The sequence below is a fragment of the Nguyenibacter vanlangensis genome (assembly GCF_038719015.1).
GTDB classification, from domain to species: domain Bacteria; phylum Pseudomonadota; class Alphaproteobacteria; order Acetobacterales; family Acetobacteraceae; genus Gluconacetobacter; species Gluconacetobacter vanlangensis.
The window spans coordinates 1,339,164-1,359,495 of the sequence record NZ_CP152276.1 but is presented as its reverse complement, the minus strand read 5'-3'; the positions used below and the strand labels follow the sequence as shown (position 1 = coordinate 1,359,495).

Sequence of the window (20,332 nt, the reverse complement as noted above, 5' to 3'; positions counted from 1 at the left end):
TCCGACAGGGGTCAGACCAGTTGCAGCCAGGATGCGGCAGGCGCCGCGCGCCGCCACGCGCCGAACCGGGCGCAGATCCGGTACAGCACCGGCAGTGCCGCCAGCCAGACGCCCAGACCCACGGCGTAATGCGTGCCATGGCGGAAAAACAGCGCCCCGATCACCGCAAACAGCCACAGATGCACGACATAGAAGACCAGCGGCGCCCGGCCGAACACGCGCAGCACACGCGGCAGAACGGCATCCCGCCTCGCCGACAGTCGGGAAAACAGGTGAAACAGACACAAATTTCCGCCAAGCATCGACAGGATATAGACCAGGGACGGCGGATATTTGATCAGGTTGACGAACTCCCGCCACGACGCGTCGCGCGGCGGACGGATCGACCCGATGCCGCTCCAGCGCAGCGCCAGCGCAACCCCGATGCAGGCCATCCCGGCGATCAATGCGGCCCGTATGGCCCGCGCCGGGGCGACGGCCAGCCGGCGCCCCGCAGCAAAGCCCAGAAGCACGAACGCCAGCCAGGGCAGCAGCGGATATTCGACATATACGCCCCCGGTCTGGCCGGGGACCAGCAGCAGCCGTGCCGCGATGCTCTCCGCCCGCATGGCGGCATCCGGCGGCGGCAGAAACAGCGGCGTGGCCGCCAGGCAGGGCAGGGCCAGCAAGTACGCGGCGCCCGGCCGCCGCAACAGGGGATGAAGCGCCCCCAGTACCAGCATGCAGCCGCCCAGGCAGGACAGGACGGTCCAGGCCAGACGGACCGGCGCGCCATGCCCGGGCCAGGCGGGGGGCGGCTGGCCCGTCCCGTCGCCGGCAATGCCCACGATCCAGGCCGGCACCTCGATCATCTGGCTGACCGCCAGCAACAGCACCCCGCGCGCCAGCCAGTGGCGCCGGAACTGCGCTGTCCCCCAGTCCGGACGGCGCTGCGCCAGCAGCGCGGCCCCGGCCCCCATCCAGAAGAAGAATCCGGGCGCGCACAAATCGCTGGCCAGGCGCAGGATCAGTTGCGTGACATTGCGTCCCGTATCGGCATAACGCGTCCAGGCCCCGCCCCAGAATTCCACCGAATGGCGCCGGACCACCAGCGCCCCGACATGGTCCAGCGCCATCAGCAGCATGATGGCGCCGCGCGTCGCGTCCAGCCCGTCCAACCGTTCCGCCGCCCGGCTCATGGCGCGGCCTCCCCGAACGGCAACAAATCCAGAAACGCCTCGATCGTCCGGGTCAGGCGCGGCGCGTCGCCGGTCGCGGCCAGTTCCAGCGTCGCGCCGCGAAACATGGCGACGATCATCCCGGCCAGCAGGTCGGCCCGCGCGGGCGCGATCCCCTCGTCACGCAGCCGCCGGCCGATGCCGTCCAGCCAGAATTGCGCGACCCGGCGCGGATAATCGCCGAAACGGGCCGGATCGCGGGTGGCAATGCCGTACATCTCGTAAAACAGGCACAGCGTCGGTCGCATCTCCGGCCGGGCCAGCCACAGCCACAGCGCGCGGAACACGGCGCGCGGCGGCCCGGCCGCTCGTGCCAGGCATTCATCCATCTCCCGGCGTCCCGTCTCGCGCAGCGTGTCGAAGACCGTGCACAGCAACTGCTCGCGCGATTCGAAATGATACAGGATCGTGCGGTGGCTGGTGCCGATGGACGCCGCCAGCGGACGCAGCGAGAATTCGGCCACCCCGTTCCGCCGGACATAGTCGATGATCTTGTCCAGCAGGCGCGGGCGCAGCGCGGGATCGATCGGTCTGGGCATGGCGTCTGGCTACATTATTAATCCGATCGGTTCAATAACAAATCGCGCGTTTGCGATTTCCCGCCGCCGGCGTCTCGGGGTCTGATCGGCGCAATGGCGGCTTCACCGGCCTGGAGGGCAGCATGACCACCTCACGCGACTTCATCTGCGAACGCATCCTGCTGACGAACGATGACGGAATCGACGCGCCGGGTCTGCGGGTGCTGGAACAGGTCGCGGCCCAACTGGCGCCCGAAATCTGGGTGGTCGCGCCCCGGCATGACCAGAGCGGCACGTCCCATTCCATCAGCCTGCACGACCCGCTGCGCGTCAGCCCCCAAGGCGAGGCGCACGGCGCGGCATCCGGGACGCGCCGCTTCGCCGTGCCCGGCACGCCGGGCGATTGCGTCGTCATGGGCGTGCGCCATCTGATGGCCGGACGGCGCCCTGACATGATCCTTTCGGGCGTCAATCGCGGCGGCAATCTCGGTGTCGAGACCGTGTTTTCCGGCACGGTGGGCGCGGCCATGACCGGCATGCTGTTGGGCATTCCCTCCATCGCGCTCAGCCAGGTCTTCGTGGCGGGGCAGGACGTGCCGTGGGACACGGCGCGCACCCTGGCCCCGGGGGTCATCCGGCAACTGGCCGCCATGGACTGGGCGGCCGAGGCCTGCCTCAACGTCAATTTCCCGGCCTGCCCGCCGTCCGAGGCGCGGAAGATGCTCCTGACCAGCCAGGGCCTGGGATTGATGGACGGCGTGGACGTCGTCACCGGGACCGACCCCAGGGGCCTGCCGTACCACTGGCTGACGCTGACCCGCGCGCGCCTCGCGGATGACGCCGGCAGCGAAGCGGCCGGCGTCGCCGCCTTCCACGTCACCGCGACGCCGCTCCGCTTCGAACGCACGCACGACTCCACGCTGGCGGCCATGCGCGCCGGGCTCTGAAACACCGCCCGGCCGGGCCGAAAAAACCGGGCCATTAGATCGAGATCAAGGACACCCCCGGGCAACGGGACTATCGACCCGCTCCGTGACAGGGCCGCCTCGGCCCGGGTGGAGGCTTCATGAAGATCGTCCTGTTTTCGGCCGGCGAAGCGGCGGACGAAGCGGCGTTTTCCGCGCTCGGCGGCGACCTGGCCGTTCTGTCGGTCACGGCGCCGCTCGATGCCGGCAATGTGGACGCCCATGAAGACGCCGACATCGTCAGCGGCTTCGCCGGCTGCGATTTCAGCGCCGCCACCCTGTCCCGCCTGCCCAGGCTGCGCTTCATCGCGGTCCGCGCGACCGGCTTCGACAATGTCGATCTCGCCTATTGCCGTGCCCGCGGCATCCTGGTGTCCAACGTGCCGGCCTACGGCGACAGCACGGTGGCGGAACATGCGTTCGGCCTGCTGCTCGCCTTGTCGCGCCGGACCGTGCCCTGCGCCGAGGCCACGCGGCGCGGCGATTTCACCTTCTGCCCGGACCGGGGGTTCGAATTGCGCGGCAAGGCGTTCGGCGTGGTCGGGACCGGCCATATCGGCCGCCGGGCCATCGAGATGGCATCGGGGTTCGGCATGACCGTGCTGGCCTATGACGCCATGCCGTCACCGGACCTGCAGGGCCGGCCCGACATCCGTTATGTCACGTTCAACGCCCTGCTGGCCGAAGCCGACATCATCAGCCTTCACGTCCCCGCCACCCCGCAGACCGACGGCATGATCGGCGCTGCCGAACTGGCCCGGATGAAACGCGGCGCGGTGCTGATCAACACCGCGCGGGGGCAGGTCGTCGATCACGCCGCCCTGGTCGGCGCGCTGGAATGCGGCCACCTGGCGGCGGCGGGGCTCGACGTGCTGCCCGACGAGACCCTGCTGCGCCATCCCGACAAATTCTTCGCCCCGGACCAGGCCCCGTCGGCCGCGCAACTGCGCGCGGCCCTGGCCGCGCGCGCCCTGGCCAGCATGCCCAACGTCATCGTGACCCCCCACAACGCCTACAACACCCAAGAAGCCTTCCGCCGGATCGTCGAGACGACGATCGCCAATATCCGGGCCTTCGCGGAAGGCAACCCGATCAACCTGGTGGGATAAGCCTTTCGCCCTGCCGTTCGAGAAACGTGACGGCCTCGTCCCAGCCCCGGACGCGCGGTGTCCAGTCGACGGTCCTGTTGTGCGGTGCGTCGAACAAGACGCCCTGGCCCTTGAAGCGGCGGAAATGCCGGACATTGTCATCGACCAGGAAATCCGCGGCCAGGATGCTCTTGTCGCCGCAGAACACGATGTTCAGCGGCGAAATGAAGGGAAAATGCTCCCGCAGCCACGCGAACTTGGCGGCGCACGACGCCGGATATTCCATCGCCGCCGTGGTGATGAACACGTCGAAACGGGCGCCCAGATGCCGCAGCGCGTCCCTGGCGCCGGGCATGACGTCCAGCGTGCGGAAAAATTCGCCCTGATGCAGCAGGTCTTCCATCATCACCACATGCGCGGGATCGGCCAGGTCGGCGAAATGCCTGCCGTGCAGCATGTCGGCCGTCCAATCATAGCCGTGCCGGGTCCGATACCAGTTCCATTGCGCGCTAAAGGCGTCGGCGATGACTTCGTCCATATCGACGGCGAGGCGAGGGCGGTATTCCATGACGATCACTCTTGCCAGTCCCGGCCTGCTTGGACAATGAACTCTGCGTGCGACCTGCGGTCGACGAACTCTACGTGCAACCTGCCGGTCGACGAACTCTGCGTGCAACCTGCCGGTTGACGAACTCTGCGCGCGACCTGCTCGGTCGACAGGAAATGGAGGCAACGGGAATGACGGACCGAGACAGCGACATGCCGGCCGAACCACCTCGTTGCTCCTGGGCCCGGACCGATCCGCTGCTGCGCCTCTATCACGACCAGGAATGGGGCATGCCGGTCCATGACAGCCGCGCCCTGTGGGAAATGCTGATGCTCGAAGGCTTCCAGGCCGGATTGTCCTGGCTGACCGTCCTGCGCCGGCGCGACGGCTTCCGCCGTGCCTTTCGCGGTTTCGATCCGGACATCGTCGCCCGTTTCGACGGCGCGGACGTCGAACGCCTGATGGGCGATTCCGGCATCATCCGCGCCCGCGCCAAGATCGTGGCGACGATCGGCAATGCGCGCGCCTATCTGGCTATGCGCGACCGGGGCGAGGATTTCGCGGCCTTCGCCTGGGGCATGGTGCCGGATGCGCCGGTCCGCAACCGTACCGGTGAAATCCTGGCACAATCACCGCTGTCGCAGGCCATGTCCCGGGCGCTCAAGGCAAGGGGGTTCAAATTCGTCGGGCCGGTGATCGTCCATGCCTGGATGCAGGCCGTCGGCATGGTCGACGACCACGACCCCGCCTGCTTCCGCCACATACCCTGAATACAAATCCCGAAGCGGATTCCGGGGCGGATTCCGGGGCGCACCCCGTTCAGTTGGTGGTGCTGACGCTCCAGGTCGCGCTGATCACGTCGGGGCTGCGGGCGATATGGTCGCTGATCATGTCCAGCTCCTGCGGATCGGCCGAGGTCGGCACCAGCAGGGCGGCCAGTTCCACATGCTCGTCGCTCTCGGACAGGGTCTCGATGTCGCGGATCGGGTAATGATGGTGCTCCAGCTCGTCCGCCAGCAGGTCGCGCGCGGCCGAGACATGCTCGGGCCGGCAGATCACGTGCATCCGGTACAGGGCCTCGGTCGTATCCGGATTCAGCGGGCGGCGATCGACGAATTCCACCAGCGGGCGCAGCAGCGTATTGCCCGCCAGCACGAACAGCGCGACCAGGATCGCCTCGCCCGGCAGCCCGGCGCCGGAAAACGCCCCCACCGCCGCGGTGGACCACAAGGTCGCCGCCGTGTTCAGCCCCCGCACCTGGCCGCCATCCTTCATGATGACGCCCGCGCCCAGAAACCCGATGCCCGACACGACATAGGCGATCACCCGTACCGACCCGTCGGGGCCCGACAGCCGCACGCCCAGATCGACGAACGCGGCGGCCCCCACCGCCACCAGCGTGTTGGTGCGCAGCCCGGCGGTGCGCTGGCGATATTGCCGCTCCAGGCCGATGACGGCCCCCAGGACGAACGAAACCGACAGCGCGACCGCCGTATGCAGAAAGGCAGGCAGGTCGAACATGAACGGTCTCCCGGCCGCGCCATCTCTGTTGGGCGCATGCACGCATGAACGGAACGACGCGCGGAACAATGCCGGCCGCACCGGCCGGCGCGGCGGTTTTAGGCATCATCGACCGCTCAAGTCCAGGCCAACGGCCTCCGTGACGAAATCGTGTGGCCCGCCCCGTCGCGCGCGGCGGCGGGGCGGCTGGCGGTTTTCGGGGGCGCTGCTACTGTCCCGGGGGCCCGGCCGCCGACGGCCGCCCGCGAAATCATCGATCGAACAGAGAGACGCCCATGGAACAGACAGGACAGGAAAAGACATTATACGCCACGATGCGCGCGCTGCCCGGGCACGAGGAAACCCTGGCCGCCATGCTGCGCGACCTGGCGCGCGACGTGCGGGCCGAACCCGGATGCCTGCGCTTCGTCGTCTATCGCCTCGCGTCCGACCCGGCCGCCTTCCATGTCGAGGAGACCTATCGCGACCAGGCGGCGTTCGAGGCGCATATCGGCATGGACCATGGCAGGCGCTTCAACGCCGCGATCCGGACGATGGTCGAAGGCGGCGCGTCGAACGTGGTGTTCCTCGACCTGGTCGCCTGAACAACCGCACGGGACCCGCGTAACCCCGGATCACTCGTCGCCCTGCGCGCCCGTCGCGGCGCGCAGGCTGGCCAGCGGCAGGTCGATCCGGATCGCGATACCGCGTTCCATCCGCTCCCGCCGAAAGCTGCCGCGCAATTGCCGCTCGATCACCATCGTCAGCAGGCGCGAGCCGAAACCCGGCTCGGCGGCCTGGCCGGTGGCCGGATCGGCGGGTGTCGGCGGCGCCAGTTCGTCCCATTCGTGCCAGAGGATGCCGATCCGCGCGTCCGACCGCCGGCACGTGATGGCCAGCCGGCCCGGCGGCCTGCCCAATGCGCCGTGTTTCGCGGCATTGGTGGCCAGTTCATGGAAGATCAGGGCCAGCGGCGTCGCTGTCCGGGCGTCGATCGCGGCATCGTCTCCGTCGATCGTCAGCCGCCCGGCAGGGGCCGTCTCCCCGTACGGGGACAGGATGCGGCGCAGCAATTCCTGCAGCGAATATCCGGCCTGCTGGGCGGTTTCGTTGCCCGTCCGCGCCCTGATGAAATCATGCGTATGCGCCAGCGCGCGCAGCCGCGCGCGCAGCTTTTCGGCAAACGCGTCCGCGTCCTGGCCATCCTCCAGCGTCAGGTTGATCAGGGCATAGACGATGGCGAACAGGTTCTTGATCCGGTGATCCAGTTCCCGCTCCACCAGGGCGCGCTCGGTTTCCAGGCACTTGGCCTCGTGAATGTCGGTCATCGTGCCGATCCAGCGCGGTGCTGCGCCCGCCTCGCCGGCGATCGGCAGGGCGATCACCTGCCCCCAGCGATATTCGCCCGAATGATGGCGCAGCCGGCCCTGGACATCCATCCGCTGACCGGTCGCGACCGCGTCGCGCCAGGCGGCCGTGACGCGGTCGCGATCGTCGGTATGCAGGAAATCCTGCCACGGGCAGGGTTCGCCCGGCGCATTCGCATGGCCGGTGAAATCCTGCCAGCGCCGGTTGCAGTAATCGTTCCTGCCGTCTGCGTCCCAGCCGAAGACGATATGCGGCAACGTGTCGGTATAGGTCCGGAACTGCCGTTCGCTGGCGGCCAGCGCCATCGACGTCTCGACCTGCTGCGTCACGTCGACCGCGACGCCCGAACAGCGCGCCGGCCTGCCGTCCGGGCCCGGTAGCATCCGGGCCGACGTCACCACCCATCGGGTCCGGCCGCCGCCGATCACCCGATGCTCGCAGCGATAATTTTCCCCGCGCTCCCTGGCCCGGCTCAGCGTGCTTACGACCCGTTCGCGGTCATCGGGATGGATCCCGGCCATAAAGAGCGCACGATCGGCGCCCCGGGCCGCGACGGCCGGGTCCACCCCGTGCAGCAGTGCGAAACGTTCGTCGGTGATGACGATTTCGGTGTTGAAATCGACCTCCCACGTGCCGACCAGCCCGCCGGCCTGCAGCGCCAGGTCCAGCCGGTGCTTCGCGTGCTGCAGGTCCAGCCGCGTCCGCACCCGCTCGGTGGTCTCTCCACCCGACAGCAACGCCCCCCGCACGGCGCCGTCCTGGTCGAAGATCGGGGTGAAATCGATGTCGAACCAGCGCGAGACCAGCGCCCCGTCCTGATGCATGCGCATCCGCACGTCCTGGAAATGGGATGGCTGGCCCAGGAAGGTGCGCGCCACCGCCTCGCGATAGAAATCGGCGGCCTGGGGAAACACGCTCGCCGTTGGCCTGCCCAGCGCGTCCGCGTAATCCGGGCCGACGATGTCGCACATGACCCGGTTCGGAACCAGCAGCCCCTGCCGCCCGATCAGCACCGCCATGGGCGAGGACGACGCGACGGCCAGCCGGATCGCATAGCGCAGGCAGTCCGGCCAGGTCTCGACGGCGCCCGCCGGCGTCGCCGCCCAGTCGAAGCCCAGGATCGCCGCCAGTTGCGGATCCCCGGGCTGGCCCCTGGCCTGCCCGGCCGATGCCGGATCGCCCGCATGGCGGGAAAACAGGCCGACCATCGACACTTCCTCCCATTTCCCGTTTCTCTGCATAAATGAGACGAAACAAACCAAATATGTCCTTCGAATGGACAAAATATGTCCATTCAATCCCGAAATCGGCACAAGCCGTGCCGGCTTCAACCATCACGCCACGCATGCCGCAGGGCCGGGCTCATCGTCCGGAGCAGGCCCCGAGGCATGCCGTGCCTCGGCGCGTGGCTTCTTGTTTTTTTTGAAATACAGAGCCAAAAAATTCTTGAATTTTCAGGCTGCGATAATTCGGATCAAATGAATCCAAAAACAATAAAAGTCTTTTTGCTTCTTTTTCTTCAGAAAAAGAAGAGTCTTCTTCGGACGGCCAGCCTAACCGACTCGGGTGGCGATGCATAGGGTCGCGGCGCGACGGCTGCCGAACCTATCTTGTCCTTACGTCTTGAAAATAGGAAGACTCTTTTCCTCGCGGTCCACAGGGGGCATGGCACGATGCTGGCGCATTTCACCGATCACGCGGCCAACGAACGGACCTTCCTGGCCTGGATCCGCACCGCGCTGGCCGTCATGGCCTTCGGCTTTTTGGTCGAACGGTTTGACCTGTTCCTGCAGGTCGCGGCCGCGTCCCTGGGCGGACATGCCATCTCGGTCCGTCGCCAGTTGTTCGGCGACCTGATCGGCCTGCTTCTCCTGGTGCTGGGCGGCGTCATGATGGTGGTGGCGACGCTGCGCTATCGCCGCAACCGGGCCCTGATCGACTCGCCGGACCTCCAGGCGGGGCAGCACGGCCGGGGCGACCTGGTGCTGGTGGGCCTGCTGCTCCTGCTGGGGGGCGCGCTGTTCCTCTATCTGGTGGTCCACGTCCTGACGTCGGTCTAAGAGCCGACCCCCGCGGATCAGCCCGCCTCCGTGCCCGCCGGGTCCAGCATCGCGGCGAAGGACGCGGCGCTGCGGCCGGGATCGCGGGCCCGGTGGCGGATCATCAGGAAACGCCGCTCGGGCAGGGCAAAGGGCACCTGCCGCAGCAATCCCGCCTCCAGGCTGGCCGCGACGACCGAGGCCGACAGCACGGCGGCCCCCGCGCCGGCCTCGGCAGCGGCCCGCACCGCCTCGTTCGACGGCAGTTCCAGCCCGATATCCAGCGCCTCCGGCGCCAGGCCCATCCCCAGCAGGAAGGACGCGAATTCCGAGCGCGTGCCCGATCCGGCCTCGCGCAGCACCCAGGTGCCCGCTGCCAGGTCCGACGCCGTGCGGGGCGGGGTTTCGCTCCACGGATGCCCGGGCGGGACGACCAGGACCAGTTGGTCGCGCGCGACGACGCGGCTCGTCAGGCTCTCGTCCTCGATCGCGCCTTCGACAAAGCCCAGCGCGGCGTCGCCGTCGCGCACGGCCCGCGCCACCTGGGCGGTGTTGCCGATCGACAGCCGGATGTCGATCGACGGGTAACGGGCATGGAACGCCACCAGGCGGGCGGGCAGCCAATAGCCCGCGATCGTCTGGCTGGCATGGATCGGCAGCACGCCGCGCCGCAGCGCGCCCAGATCGGCCATCAGCAGGCGCGCCGCCTCGGCACGGTTCAGCACCGCGCGCGCTTCGTCCAGGAACAGCCGGCCCGTCCCGGTCAATTCGATGCGGCGCCCGACCCGGTCGAACAGTCGGGCCCCGAATTCGGCCTCCAGCACCGCGACGGCATGGCTGACAGCCGATTGCGCCAGGTTCAGCGCCCGCGCCGCCGCCGTCACGTGCTGGCGCTCGGCCACCGCGACGAAGATCCGCAACTGCTCCAGCGTCATCGGCCGCCGCTCAAATCAAGCGGACCGGGGGTCACGCCGGCAGAGGGGCGGACGACGGGGCGGATGGCGGGGCGGGCAGGGCACGCACCAGCAGCGCCACCGCCTCTTCCAGCATGTGTCGGTCCTGCGGGGTGAAACGATCCTTGACCGGGCTGTCGATGTCCAGGACCCCGATCAACCTGTCGCCGGACAGCACGGGAATGACGATTTCCGATTCCGACGCCGCGTCGCAGGCGATATGGCCGGGAAACGCATGCACGTCCGGCACGACGACCGTCTTGCGCCGCGCCGCCGCCGTGCCGCAGACCCCCGCGCCCAGCGCGATGCGGGTGCAGGCGACGCGACCCTGAAACGGCCCCAGCACCAGCTCATCCCCGCGCAGCAGATAGAAGCCGGCCCAATTGACGCGCGGCAGCGCCTCGAAGATCAGGGCCGCGACGTTCGCGCAATTCGCCACCAGGTCATGCTCGCCGGCCAGGACGCCGGCAATGCCGGACAACAGATCGTCCGGCGTGATGCGCGCGGCGGAAAGAGTATTCATGGATGACAGCCTCCGGGGTATGAGGACGCGCCGCGCCGAGTGCGGCGATCGCGGACGGCGGCCCGTATCATGCCCGCTCCGTCATGCCCGCTTCCCTAGTGTCCTGATTCCGAAATTCGCAAGCGAATTTTGGAATCGAAAGGACACTAGAATCAATATTTTAGTGGCCTGCTGGTCCGAGAAATTCTCATAAGAATTTCTCGGGCAGGACACTAGGTCGGGACAAGCCGCCGTGGGACCGTTCAGCGCCCGGGATCGCTCAGTGCCCTCAGCGATCGACATGCCCCAGATCATGCTCGGGGGCGATGACGTCCCGCACCCGTTGCTTCAATGCTTTGGGACCGGGAAAGCCGCCATCCCGCTTGCGCTCCCAGATCACCGTGTCGCCCACCGTGATCTCGAACCGCCCGCCGGTATCCGGAACCAGCGCCACCTCGCCGATCGCGTCGCCGAACGTCGCAAGGATCTCCTGCGCCATCCAGGCCGCGCGCAGCAGCCAGTTGCAGGCGGTGCAATAACGGATGGCAACGCGCGGGCCGGAACCAGCCATGATCCGTCATCCTTCCGCTGGACCGTCTTCCGCCGGGCGCCCGGGCAGGCACATATCGCCCAAAAAGTGCCTGGGCTCAAAAAGTGCCAGTGCCCAGCTACCTGGCCCAGCTACCTGGCGCGACCGGCCGTCAGACGGTCTTTTTCAGGTTGGGACTGGCCTTGAACCGGACGGTCTTGCCGGCCTTGACCTTCACGGGTTCGCCCGTGCGGGGGTTCAGTGCCTTGCGCGCCTTGGTCTTGTGCACCGTGAAGGTCCCAAAGGACGGCAGGGTAAAGCCGCCTTCGTCCTTCAGCGTCTCCACGATGGCGTGGATCAGGTCGTCGGCCGCCTTGCCGGCGGCAACGCCCGTGCAGGAAAGAGAATCCTGAAGAACGGCGGCGATAAAAGCCTTGCTCATGGAGGAGCGTGTCCCAATAGTTATCGACGGCGCAACGGTAGCAGCCAGGCGTGAAAATTGTCTAACCTCATCATAGAGGGCCGGTGCGATTCGCGGAACACGCGACGGCGATCTGCTGTAAATTTTATTTCATATTGGCCGGCATTCCCCCCAACTTCCGTTTTCAAAGGCCGGAAGCCCGCATTGTCGCGACAGGGTGTCCGCGCGGGGGCGCCATTCCGAAGGGACAGATCATGACAGGACCCATCGTCAACCTCGCCGATGTCGAATTGCGGCCCCGTCCCGCGAAATTCGCGCCCCAGGGCCCCGAAGCCGCCTTGTTCGATGCCCGGATGGGCATGATTTCGGCCCGGCTGGGCGCGCGCAAGCTCGGCTACAACGTGACCGCCGTGCCGCCTGGCAAGCGCGCCTTTCCCTTCCACAGCCACCAGGCGAATGAGGAAATGTTCCTGATCCTGTCGGGCCACGGCGAAATCCGCATCGGTGACGCGCGCTATCCGGTCAGGCCGAACGACGTCATCGCTTGCCCGCCGGGCGGCCCGGCCACCGCGCATCAGATCATCAATACCGGCACCGAGGAACTGCGTTACCTGGCTGTCAGCACCAGGATCAGTCCGGAAATCGCCGAATATCCCGATAGCGGCAAGTTCGGCGTGCTGTCGGACATGGCGACCGACGCCCAGGGGGCGCCGCGCACCTTCACCTTCGTCGGGCGCGAGGGCGATTCGCTCGAATACTGGCCGGATAATCGCTGAGACTCTCCGTTCCGCTCCCCTTTTTTTCCGGAATGGGAACGCGCCCCCGTCAGGCCGCCGCGCGCCGCGCCAGGAAACGGGTCAGCGCGGGGGTGACCGCCACCACGACGACGAAACGCACCAGTTGCATCGCCATGACGAATGCCAGGTCGACAGGGCTGGACGCCGCGATGATGGCCACCGAGTCCGCGCCGCCGGGCGACGTGGCCAGATAGGCCGTCAGAGGATCGATCCCCGCCAGTCGCGCCAGCACCCATCCCATGCCCCCGCACAGCACGATCAAAGCCGCGATCGCGGCCAGGACCCGGGGGGCCGCGCGCGCCGCATGGCGCAGGATCGGACGCGTGAACCGCAGCCCTATGCTCCATCCCACCAGCACATAGGCCACCGCCAGCAGCCAGGGCGGCAGGATGATCGCAAGCCCCCCGCCATCCTGTGCCGCCACCCCCAGGACCAGCGGCAGCAGCAGCGCCCCGGCCGGCACCGCCAGCCGGCGCGCCAGGACCACGCCGCCGCCGATCAGGCCCAGCGTTGCGGCGAATTGCGGGACCGGCAGCGGCGGAAACCAGATCACGGGCGGGCGGTGTCCCATATCCACCCCCCACCATCGCGCCACGATCGACGCCGTCAGCGCGACGCACAGCACGCGCATATATTGCATGAAGGCGACCAGCCGGCTGTCCGCGCCGAACGCGTCGGCCATCAGGACCATGGCGGTGGCCGCCCCGGGCGAGATCCCCCACAGGGCGGTCGTGCCCGGCAGCACCCGCAGGCGCATCAGCATCCAGCCCAGCACGATGCCGGCCACGATGGCGAACAGGACGCCGCCCAGGAACAGCGGCCAGTTCCGCGCCACCTCATGCAGGATCGACGGCCGCAGGCCGCGCCCGATCATGCAGCCCACGATCCCCTGGGCCAGGGCGAAGGGCAGGGGGGCGACGCGGACCGACCCCTCCAGCAGCGCCTGCAGGATCCCCGCGCCGATGGCCCCCATCAGCAGCGCCGCGGGCAGATGCAGCATCATCAGCAAACAAACCACCGCCACCGTCAGCGCGCCCAGCATTGTCCACTGCATCCATGCCGGCCCAGCGGCGTATGAACCAGGGAAGAACGGCGGACGATGCGTCATGGCGGACAGCCCGGAGCAGGATCGGGAAACTGGGGTCAGACGGGGGCCAGCGTGATGGACGCGGCATCGGTCACGCGCGACAGGCGCGGAAAGATGTGGCGCAGCGCGAAATCGTGCTGCTCGGCGGTCCCGGCACTGCACCCGTCTTGCGCCACGATGACGTCGTACCCCAGTTCCCAGGCATGGCGCAGCGTAGATTCGACCCCGATATTGGTCGAGATTCCGGCCAGAACGATGGTCCTGACGCCGCGCCGGCGCAATTGCAGGTCCAGCTCGGTGCCGTGGAACGCGCCCCATTGGCGTTTGGTGACGACGATGTCCCCCGGCTGCTCCAGCCCTTCGGCCAGTTGGTCCCATCCCGGCGGAAAGCCCCCCGGCGGTATCCGGGTCGGCGCGTCCACGTTGGTCGGCGGCAGGTCGCCCCCATCGGCGGAAAACGAAACACGGACCAGAACCACCGGCGCCCCGGCGGCGCGGAATGTTTCGGCCAGGCGCCGTCCGGTCTCCAGCACCGCCGGCCCGGTGCGCGGGGCCAGCTCCATGCCGACGATGCCGTTCTGTAGATCGATCAGAACAAGGGCGGTATGACGCGGATCGAGTACGGTCATTGGCGTATGTCCATGGCAGGTTGAGCAGAATATGATAGGCGAGGAATTCCTCGCAAAACGGATAATTGAGGATGTCTTCGCAAAAATCAACTCCCACCGCGCATGCCCCTGGATCGGCCCCCAGGTCGGGGCCGGCCCCAGTTCCGGCTCCAGCTCCGGCTCCGGCCGCGCCCGTCGCGCCCAAGCGCCAGCGCGGGCGCCAGCGCGTAGCGGCGATCCTGGCGGCGGCATCCGACCTGTTTTTCGAAAAGGGCTTCGACGGCGCGACGATGACCGAAATCGCGGCGCGCTCGGACACCGCCATCGGGTCTCTCTACCGCTTCTTCCCGACCAAGGAGAGCCTGGCCGACGCCCTGCTGGGCCATTACCTGGCCTGTCTGCAGGCCAGGCTGGACGACATCGCCACGCGCCCGGCGACGCTGGGGCCCGCCGCCTTCGCCGACGCCCTGCTCGACATGGCGTTCGATTTGCGGGACGAGCGGGCGGCGGCCGTGATCCTGATCGATGCGCGCCGGGACGGCCCCTACCAGCGCGCGACGCTGCGGGACATGATGCGCGGACGGATCGGCGCGCTGCTGCACCGGATCGCCCCCGCTTTGCCGCCCGGGCGCGGGGCGGCGGTGGCGACGATGATGCTGCAATTCCTCAAGGCGGTTCCCGTCCTGGCGGAGGAAGAGCGGCGGACCGGCGCGCCGCTCTTGGCGGAATTGCGCAGCGCCGCCCGGCTCTACGCGGCCGCCGCCCTGACGGCGGATCGGACGGCCCCCTGACGAAAAAAGGGGGGCCGGAAACCGGCCCCCCGATCGATCGGGTCGAAACGCCAGGGAAAGATCGTTCAGAACAGTTCGATATGGCTCTTGAAGCCCAGCATCGCGGTGTCGTGCAGCACGCGCTGGCCGCCGGGGTTGAAGTAATACTGGAAATCCGGGGCGAAGGTGATGCCCCGATAGACATGGATCTGGTAATTGGCTTCCAGGTTCATGCCATAGCTCTGCGGGCCATAGGCCCCGTTCAGCAGCGATCCGGGGGCCACGCCTTCCAGAAGCTGCAGCGTCTGGGTCTTCGACGCCAGCGGCGAGACACGGATATAGGAGAAATTGACGCCGATCGCATCATGCGGCCGCGCGGCCCAGAATCCCCGCGCCAGGAAGCCCGCCTCGTACTGTTCCGAACGCATCGAGATCTTCTCGGTATTGTAGTAGAAGCCGCCCAGGAAGGTCACGCCGGCATCCGAGGCACCTCCCTTGAAATGATGCAGCATCTGGTCGACCAGGAACCACGCCGCATTCGCGCCATGGTCCTGGCGCGGCGGCAGGCCCGTCAGCGCCCAGGCATTGCCGAAACCGTCGTAATAGACATCCTTGTGGTCCACGGTGTCCCGCGCATAGCCGATCTTGTAGTGGCCCGGCAGCGTCCCGTGGCCGAAAGTCGGCTCCCAGCCGATTTCGACCGGCACCGTCTCGCCGTTGATGTCGGCGCCGTTGAATTTCAGGCCGGTGCGATATTGCTGCACGCCATAGATGCCGGCCTGGTCGAAATAGACGCCGGTCTGGATATAGGTCGTCGTCGTCGGCCGGAACCGCAGCCGCAGCGCCCAGTTCGAATCGGGATAGGACGAATGCGCGGTATTGTCCGAAGACGCCTTGGGGTTGCCGCAGAAGGCATTGTTCATGAAATTGCAGTAGAGCGGGTTGGACGAAAAATCGTTCAGGAACGGTATGCGCCCGGCCGCCACGTCGAACCGGCCCTTCCACAGCGTCTCCTCGCCATAGCCATAGACGAAGTGGAAGAACACGTTGCCGCCGCCGCCATAGATTTCCGAACTCGGGTCCATGTTGTCGCCGAACATGCGGCTGGCCGGAATGCCGTAGCGGCCGACGGCCACGGCATGGGTGGAAAACCCGGTCCAGCCCGCCAGCTTCTCCCAGTCGATATCGTTTTCCAGCCCGTACTGGCCGGCGTTGGAACTGCCCATGCGCAGCCCGTACCCGGGGGTGACCGATCCGATATTGCCCGTAAATTCGTTGGTATTGTCCAGCAGGATGGCAACGCCGCGGTCGCGCAGCCACGTATTCCACCCGAACGGGTCGGGCCACAGCGCCTCGGGCTGCGGCAGGGGCGGCACCGACGATCCGGGGGCGAACGGGGTCTGGTTCAACGGCGTCGCGACCCGGATGCTGGGGTTGAGGGAGGTCTGCGCGACCGCGCCGCCGGCGACGCACAGCGCAATGCCGGTGCAGGCGCCAAGCAAGGTGCCGCGCGACACCGCACGGGCCATAAAAGTCTCGGCCGGGGAAATTTGCTTTTTCATCGTTGTTTTTGTTCTTTTTGTTAAAGCACGCCGTCCGGACTGGACGTGCCGGCCGGCGCGCCGGGTTTTGCACGACGAAGGTCAGGGTCGATACGCTACCCCATCGGAACGAACGGCGGAGCCCGCTCCGCGTCTTCGAGGCGGACATCCGCGAAGGACGGATTTTTCGGACGCTGGCCGGAATCCTGATCGGCCCTCCGGCCCGGAACCGGGAAAAATTGTCTTCATCATATTTTTCTTGCTTATAGAAGACGTAAGATTTGTTCTTACACTCTACGCTTACGACAAAAATAACCCCCGATCAAGGAACTGGTTTCGCTATTGGCGGAGGGGCCTTCCAAATATCTCCGCACGTTTTAGTGACCACAACATGCATCGCGATAATCCGGCCATCGATCGTCTCAATGGACGCACGGCCAATGACGTATGAAAAGCAGCACACGCATTGATTATGGCTAATCAATAGGAAAAGTTCCCGCATAGGGGATGATTGACATGTTTCTACACTGCTGATGCATAATGGTCACAGTCATCAGGACCGGAATCCCCCGCGCCGCCCCGCGCCATGACCTGCCGACTGGCGGCGGCGTGAGCTGGCGTCGCGCAACATCGTTTGCCGCCGCAATCGGGCTATTTTATTGAAATTTCGCATATTCCCCCATGCGCGGCGGCGGCGTGCGCGCCCCGGTTCCCAAAAACCTAAAACGCCGTCAAGGATGTAAAAAAACCGCCATACATCTGCTGCCGAATTTTCACGCACAAGCCGGTGTGTCGGGATTACATGACTGTCACGTATCTGTGACCCAAATAACGCATGTTGCGTGGAGGGGCGCGGAGCACGGAAGGACTGCCATGTCGCCTGACGCCTGCCTGCCGCCCCGGGGTGAAATCGCCCCGCTCGCCTGTGTTCGCTTGCCGTGTTCGGCCTGCCTGTCCGGCGTGACAGTGTGGTCCTGAAGACATGACGTTCAGGCCGCCTCCCGATCCTGCGAAGTCGGTCGGTGCGTCGCAAAACAAGATACGGCGCCCGAAATAAAAATCAGGCGAAATAAAGTAATACGGCCTCATTTTATCTCTCGTATGGAGTTGACGTAAATGCGCACGCGCGCCTTCACGCCTGTTTACCGTCGTGCCGTTCTGTGTCTCGCCACCGCCCTTGCCCCGATCGGCGCGCCGCTCCTGCACGCGCAGGACCTGCAGCCCGCCCCCGGCCGGCACCAGCATAAGCCGCGCCATCACGGCAAGCATGCAGCCCATGCCAGGGGCGACGCGGCGACGGCCACGCCCGGTGCCCAGGTCGCGCAAGCCGCGCCGCGCCCCAGGCACAAGAAGAAGGCCGAGCATGCCTCGGTCCCGGAAAATCTGGAAGTCGTGGGCGCGCGCAGCAGCGCGCAGGCCAGCGGCATCGGATCGATCGAGCAGGCGCGCGTGCTGCAGATGAACGCGCCCAACCTCATCAACGTGATGCCGCAATCCGAAATCGAGAAGGTCCCCAACTACGTGCTGGGTGACGCGGCGCGCCGCCTGCCCGGCGCCTCCGTCATCAACAAGAGCGGCGAATCCCGCTCGATCCAGATCCGCGGCCTCGACCCCAACCTGAACGGCGTCACGTTCGAGGACGTCATCCTGCCCGCCGGCTCGATCAACGGCAGCGGCCGCGCGGTGCCGCTGGACGCGATTCCCGCCCCGCTGGCCGGCGGCCTGGAACTGATCAAGACCAACCGTCCCGACCAGGACGCGTTCGCCCTGGGCGGCCAGCTCAACATCCTCTCGCGCGATATCGGGCCGAACGACCAGCCGTTCCTGAACATCTCGGCCGCCGGCGGCATCCGCGACCCGCACCCCACGCGCCTCTTCGACGGCACGATCGCGGGCGGCATGCGCTTCGGCTTCGACAGCAACCCGTTCGACAAGCACGGCGGCGGCAACAAGCCCTTCAGCGTCAGCTTCTTCGCCACCGCCCTGTCGGACTGGCTGATGCTGGACGATCTGCAGCAGAAATGGGCCGGGACCCCGGGGCAGGGCATTCCCGTCAAGCAGGCCGACCAGCTCATGTATTCGGGCCACAAGGTCCGCTGGGGCTACGGCGGCACACTGGGCTGGGATGTCGACAAACATACCAAGGTCTATCTGAAGATGTTCGATTCCGGCATCGAGGCCCCGGTCATCAAGTATGACCTGACCTTCAAGCCCGGCAAGACGATCACGATGGACCCCACGCTGCCCGGCGCCTATACGTCCAACTCGTCGACCAGCCTCAGCATGAACGACGTGTGGGTCCATAACGAGGAACGCGTCTACAAGTTCGGCGGCCTCAGCGACGTCGGCCGCTTCAAGCTCGATTACTGGGGCGCGTGGGCCAGCAATTTCCTCTACACGCCCTATTCCTACAGCGCCTCGTTCAACAACGCCAACACGGTCCCCGTCTATTACAACAACATCACCAACGCGCTGCGTCCGACCGCATCCGCGATGACCAACCTGGCGAACTATAACAGCTACACGCTCTCCAGCCTGTCCAACGCGCACCAGAACGATTTCGACGGCGAGTGGGCCGGCCATGTCGGCGCGTCGACCAGGCTGGATGTCCTCGACGTCAAGGGCCTGCTCAGCTTCGGCGGCGGCCTGCGCATGGAACATGTCACCCACAACGACCCGCAATATACCTATGGCGGCGTGCCGTCTGCCAATGCCGGCGCGTGGGCGGGCAACCAGACCTACACCCTCTTCAACGGCATGTATAATCTGGGCACCCCGCCGGGCACCCAATATGTCCGCCAGATCCTCAGCAACCCCTATCCGGGCCTCAAGGAAAACGTGGCGGCCGACGCCATCACCACGCGGCAATCCTTCATCGACGACAACGAGAACATCTATAACCTCTACCTGCAGTACCAGGCCACCTGGCGGCGTTTCGGCGTCCTGGCCGGCGTGCGCTACGAGAAGACCGACGGCGTCTATCGCGGCATCGCCACCTCGGTCGTCAACGGCAAGACCCAGCTCGCACCGCGCGCCGTGGGCCAGGAATATGCCAATCTGTTCCCCAGCATCCAGTTGCGCTACAATTTTACCGACAACCTGATCGCCCGCGCCAACTGGTCGACGGCCATCGGCCGTCCCGGCTTCAACGCCGTCACCGCCTCGCAGACGATCAATTACCAGAACGCCTCGATCAGCCAGGGCAACCCGAACCTCAAGCCGACGACGGGCACTAATTTCGACGTCGACCTCGAATATTACCTGCCCAAGGGCGGCATCCTGTCGGCCGGCGCCTTCGACAAGGAATTCAAGAACTACGTCGTCAACTACACGAATTACGTCTCGGGCTATCCCGGCATCCCCGGCCTGGCCACGGTCTCGACCTACGCCAACATCCCGTTCGCCTCGGCCCGCGGGTTCGAACTGAACTACCGTCAGCAATTCACCGTCCTGCCCGGCTTCTGGAAGGGCTTCGGCATCGGCGGCAACATGACCTTCGTCGACTCGCGCGGCCGCAGCCGCAACGGCGTGTTCGAAACGCTGCCCAACACCGCCTCGCATATCTATAATTTCGAGGTCTTCTACATCCACGGCCCGCTGACCCTGCAGTTCGACGGCAACTATCAGGGCCTGACCATGACGGGGCTGGGCTCGGTCCCCAACCAGGACAGCTTTGTGCAGCCCTACCTGAATTTCGACGTCGGCGCGCGCTACGCCATCACCCGGAATTTTCAGCTCTATTTCCAGGGGCGGAACATCACCAACACGATGCAGAACGCCACCCAGGGCAGCAGTTCGAAGAACATGGTCGAGCTGCAATATTACGGCTCGTCCTACCTGTTCGGCCTCAACGCGAAGTTCTGACGCGTATCCGAAACGGGG

The 20,332-nt window shown here is 66.5% G+C and carries 21 protein-coding genes; 8 read left to right on the top strand and 13 right to left on the bottom strand.

Annotated features, from left to right (window positions below):
* Nucleotides 1-11: 11 nt before the first annotated feature.
* Entirely contained in the window at nt 12-1,178 is a 1,167-nt protein-coding gene (locus tag AAC691_RS06180; protein WP_342629342.1) for a heparan-alpha-glucosaminide N-acetyltransferase domain-containing protein, read from the bottom strand.
* Nucleotides 1,175-1,756 (bottom strand): TetR family transcriptional regulator, encoded by a 582-nt coding sequence (locus AAC691_RS06175; protein WP_342629341.1) that lies wholly within the window; start codon nt 1,754-1,756, stop codon nt 1,175-1,177. The genes AAC691_RS06180 and AAC691_RS06175 overlap by 4 nt, the downstream gene beginning before the upstream one ends.
* A gap of 122 nt (nt 1,757-1,878) precedes the next feature.
* Between AAC691_RS06175 and surE the strand changes: the two genes are divergently transcribed.
* Nucleotides 1,879-2,682, top strand: coding sequence for a 5'/3'-nucleotidase SurE (gene surE / locus AAC691_RS06170; RefSeq protein WP_342629340.1), 804 nt, complete (start codon nt 1,879-1,881; stop codon nt 2,680-2,682).
* 119 nt (nt 2,683-2,801) lie between these two features.
* A complete protein-coding gene (locus tag AAC691_RS06165; protein WP_342629339.1) occupies nt 2,802-3,809 on the top strand; it encodes an NAD(P)-dependent oxidoreductase in 1,008 nt (335 codons plus the stop codon).
* Here the strand turns inward: AAC691_RS06165 and AAC691_RS06160 are convergent.
* The gene (locus AAC691_RS06160; protein WP_342629338.1) at nt 3,793-4,356 is read right to left on the bottom strand and encodes a 5' nucleotidase, NT5C type; all 564 of its coding nucleotides are present in this window, start codon (nt 4,354-4,356) and stop codon (nt 3,793-3,795) included. The genes AAC691_RS06165 and AAC691_RS06160 overlap by 17 nt on opposite strands.
* A gap of 170 nt (nt 4,357-4,526) precedes the next feature.
* Between AAC691_RS06160 and AAC691_RS06155 the strand changes: the two genes are divergently transcribed.
* Complete coding sequence (locus tag AAC691_RS06155) at nt 4,527-5,105, top strand: DNA-3-methyladenine glycosylase I (protein ID WP_342629337.1); 579 nt, start codon at nt 4,527-4,529, stop codon at nt 5,103-5,105.
* 49 nt (nt 5,106-5,154) lie between these two features.
* On the opposite strand, the gene AAC691_RS06150 is transcribed toward AAC691_RS06155, so the two are convergent.
* Nucleotides 5,155-5,856, bottom strand: a complete 702-nt coding sequence (locus AAC691_RS06150; protein WP_323991622.1) for an MgtC/SapB family protein — start codon at nt 5,854-5,856, stop codon at nt 5,155-5,157.
* Between the two features lie 275 nt (nt 5,857-6,131).
* Here AAC691_RS06150 and AAC691_RS06145 point away from each other — a divergent pair, with 275 nt between their 5' ends.
* The gene (locus AAC691_RS06145) at nt 6,132-6,440 is read left to right on the top strand and encodes a putative quinol monooxygenase (RefSeq protein WP_342629336.1); all 309 of its coding nucleotides are present in this window, start codon (nt 6,132-6,134) and stop codon (nt 6,438-6,440) included.
* A 30-nt stretch (nt 6,441-6,470) separates the two neighbouring features.
* On the opposite strand, the gene AAC691_RS06140 is transcribed toward AAC691_RS06145, so the two are convergent.
* Entirely contained in the window at nt 6,471-8,411 is a 1,941-nt protein-coding gene (locus tag AAC691_RS06140) for a PAS domain-containing protein (protein ID WP_342629335.1), read from the bottom strand.
* A 154-nt stretch (nt 8,412-8,565) separates the two neighbouring features.
* Entirely contained in the window at nt 8,566-8,781 is a 216-nt protein-coding gene (locus tag AAC691_RS06135; protein WP_342629334.1) for a hypothetical protein, read from the bottom strand.
* Between the two features lie 95 nt (nt 8,782-8,876).
* Here AAC691_RS06135 and AAC691_RS06130 point away from each other — a divergent pair, with 95 nt between their 5' ends.
* Nucleotides 8,877-9,263 carry a DUF202 domain-containing protein gene (locus tag AAC691_RS06130; protein WP_342629333.1) on the top strand — a complete coding sequence of 129 codons (387 nt, stop codon included), beginning with the start codon at nt 8,877-8,879 and terminating at the stop codon, nt 9,261-9,263.
* Nucleotides 9,264-9,280: 17 nt separating this feature from the next.
* Here AAC691_RS06130 and AAC691_RS06125 read toward each other — a convergent pair whose 3' ends face one another.
* The 4 genes from AAC691_RS06125 to AAC691_RS06110 form a co-directional block, all read right to left on the bottom strand.
* Nucleotides 9,281-10,177, bottom strand: coding sequence for a LysR substrate-binding domain-containing protein (locus tag AAC691_RS06125; RefSeq protein WP_342629332.1), 897 nt, complete (start codon nt 10,175-10,177; stop codon nt 9,281-9,283).
* A gap of 31 nt (nt 10,178-10,208) precedes the next feature.
* Nucleotides 10,209-10,718: a GAF domain-containing protein gene (locus AAC691_RS06120; RefSeq protein WP_342629331.1), complete on the bottom strand. Its 510-nt coding sequence runs from the start codon at nt 10,716-10,718 to the stop codon at nt 10,209-10,211.
* A gap of 268 nt (nt 10,719-10,986) precedes the next feature.
* Nucleotides 10,987-11,268, bottom strand: coding sequence for a SelT/SelW/SelH family protein (locus AAC691_RS06115; protein ID WP_342629330.1), 282 nt, complete (start codon nt 11,266-11,268; stop codon nt 10,987-10,989).
* 130 nt (nt 11,269-11,398) lie between these two features.
* Nucleotides 11,399-11,668, bottom strand: a complete 270-nt coding sequence (locus tag AAC691_RS06110; RefSeq protein ID WP_176640831.1) for an HU family DNA-binding protein — start codon at nt 11,666-11,668, stop codon at nt 11,399-11,401.
* Nucleotides 11,669-11,901: 233 nt separating this feature from the next.
* On the opposite strand from AAC691_RS06110, the gene AAC691_RS06105 reads away from it, so the two are divergent.
* On the top strand, nt 11,902-12,423 hold the full coding sequence (locus tag AAC691_RS06105) for a cupin domain-containing protein (protein ID WP_342629329.1): 522 nt from the start codon (nt 11,902-11,904) through the stop codon (nt 12,421-12,423).
* Between the two features lie 49 nt (nt 12,424-12,472).
* Here the strand turns inward: AAC691_RS06105 and AAC691_RS06100 are convergent, their stop codons facing one another.
* Nucleotides 12,473-13,486, bottom strand: a complete 1,014-nt coding sequence (locus tag AAC691_RS06100) for an AbrB family transcriptional regulator (protein ID WP_342629328.1) — start codon at nt 13,484-13,486, stop codon at nt 12,473-12,475.
* Between the two features lie 101 nt (nt 13,487-13,587).
* Entirely contained in the window at nt 13,588-14,160 is a 573-nt protein-coding gene (locus AAC691_RS06095) for a hydrolase (RefSeq protein WP_342629327.1), read from the bottom strand.
* A gap of 71 nt (nt 14,161-14,231) precedes the next feature.
* Between AAC691_RS06095 and AAC691_RS06090 the strand changes: the two genes are divergently transcribed.
* Nucleotides 14,232-14,930 carry a helix-turn-helix domain-containing protein gene (locus AAC691_RS06090; protein WP_342629326.1) on the top strand — a complete coding sequence of 233 codons (699 nt, stop codon included), beginning with the start codon at nt 14,232-14,234 and terminating at the stop codon, nt 14,928-14,930.
* 65 nt (nt 14,931-14,995) lie between these two features.
* On the opposite strand, the gene AAC691_RS06085 is transcribed toward AAC691_RS06090, so the two are convergent.
* Nucleotides 14,996-16,471: a carbohydrate porin gene (locus tag AAC691_RS06085; RefSeq protein WP_342629325.1), complete on the bottom strand. Its 1,476-nt coding sequence runs from the start codon at nt 16,469-16,471 to the stop codon at nt 14,996-14,998.
* A 1,095-nt stretch (nt 16,472-17,566) separates the two neighbouring features.
* Here AAC691_RS06085 and AAC691_RS06080 point away from each other — a divergent pair.
* Nucleotides 17,567-20,314, top strand: coding sequence for a TonB-dependent receptor (locus AAC691_RS06080; RefSeq protein ID WP_342629324.1), 2,748 nt, complete (start codon nt 17,567-17,569; stop codon nt 20,312-20,314).
* Nucleotides 20,315-20,332 lie beyond the last annotated feature (18 nt).

Bases quoted from the DNA above. Each gene is read 5' to 3' on its own strand.
- AAC691_RS06180 (WP_342629342.1), bottom strand. From the start codon at position 1,178: ATGAGCCGGGCGGCGGAACGGTTGGACGGGCTGGACGCGACGCGCGGC.
- AAC691_RS06175 (WP_342629341.1), bottom strand. From the start codon at position 1,756: ATGCCCAGACCGATCGATCCCGCGCTGCGCCCGCGCCTGCTGGACAAG.
- surE (WP_342629340.1), top strand. From the start codon at position 1,879: ATGACCACCTCACGCGACTTCATCTGCGAACGCATCCTGCTGACGAAC.
- AAC691_RS06165 (WP_342629339.1), top strand. From the start codon at position 2,802: ATGAAGATCGTCCTGTTTTCGGCCGGCGAAGCGGCGGACGAAGCGGCG.
- AAC691_RS06160 (WP_342629338.1), bottom strand. From the start codon at position 4,356: ATGGAATACCGCCCTCGCCTCGCCGTCGATATGGACGAAGTCATCGCC.
- AAC691_RS06155 (WP_342629337.1), top strand. From the start codon at position 4,527: ATGACGGACCGAGACAGCGACATGCCGGCCGAACCACCTCGTTGCTCC.
- AAC691_RS06150 (WP_323991622.1), bottom strand. From the start codon at position 5,856: ATGTTCGACCTGCCTGCCTTTCTGCATACGGCGGTCGCGCTGTCGGTT.
- AAC691_RS06145 (WP_342629336.1), top strand. From the start codon at position 6,132: ATGGAACAGACAGGACAGGAAAAGACATTATACGCCACGATGCGCGCG.
- AAC691_RS06140 (WP_342629335.1), bottom strand. From the start codon at position 8,411: ATGGTCGGCCTGTTTTCCCGCCATGCGGGCGATCCGGCATCGGCCGGG.
- AAC691_RS06135 (WP_342629334.1), bottom strand. From the start codon at position 8,781: ATGCATCGCCACCCGAGTCGGTTAGGCTGGCCGTCCGAAGAAGACTCT.
- AAC691_RS06130 (WP_342629333.1), top strand. From the start codon at position 8,877: ATGCTGGCGCATTTCACCGATCACGCGGCCAACGAACGGACCTTCCTG.
- AAC691_RS06125 (WP_342629332.1), bottom strand. From the start codon at position 10,177: ATGACGCTGGAGCAGTTGCGGATCTTCGTCGCGGTGGCCGAGCGCCAG.
- AAC691_RS06120 (WP_342629331.1), bottom strand. From the start codon at position 10,718: ATGAATACTCTTTCCGCCGCGCGCATCACGCCGGACGATCTGTTGTCC.
- AAC691_RS06115 (WP_342629330.1), bottom strand. From the start codon at position 11,268: ATGGCTGGTTCCGGCCCGCGCGTTGCCATCCGTTATTGCACCGCCTGC.
- AAC691_RS06110 (WP_176640831.1), bottom strand. From the start codon at position 11,668: ATGAGCAAGGCTTTTATCGCCGCCGTTCTTCAGGATTCTCTTTCCTGC.
- AAC691_RS06105 (WP_342629329.1), top strand. From the start codon at position 11,902: ATGACAGGACCCATCGTCAACCTCGCCGATGTCGAATTGCGGCCCCGT.
- AAC691_RS06100 (WP_342629328.1), bottom strand. From the start codon at position 13,486: ATGCTGGGCGCGCTGACGGTGGCGGTGGTTTGTTTGCTGATGATGCTG.
- AAC691_RS06095 (WP_342629327.1), bottom strand. From the start codon at position 14,160: ATGACCGTACTCGATCCGCGTCATACCGCCCTTGTTCTGATCGATCTA.
- AAC691_RS06090 (WP_342629326.1), top strand. From the start codon at position 14,232: ATGTCTTCGCAAAAATCAACTCCCACCGCGCATGCCCCTGGATCGGCC.
- AAC691_RS06085 (WP_342629325.1), bottom strand. From the start codon at position 16,471: ATGAAAAAGCAAATTTCCCCGGCCGAGACTTTTATGGCCCGTGCGGTG.
- AAC691_RS06080 (WP_342629324.1), top strand. From the start codon at position 17,567: ATGCGCACGCGCGCCTTCACGCCTGTTTACCGTCGTGCCGTTCTGTGT.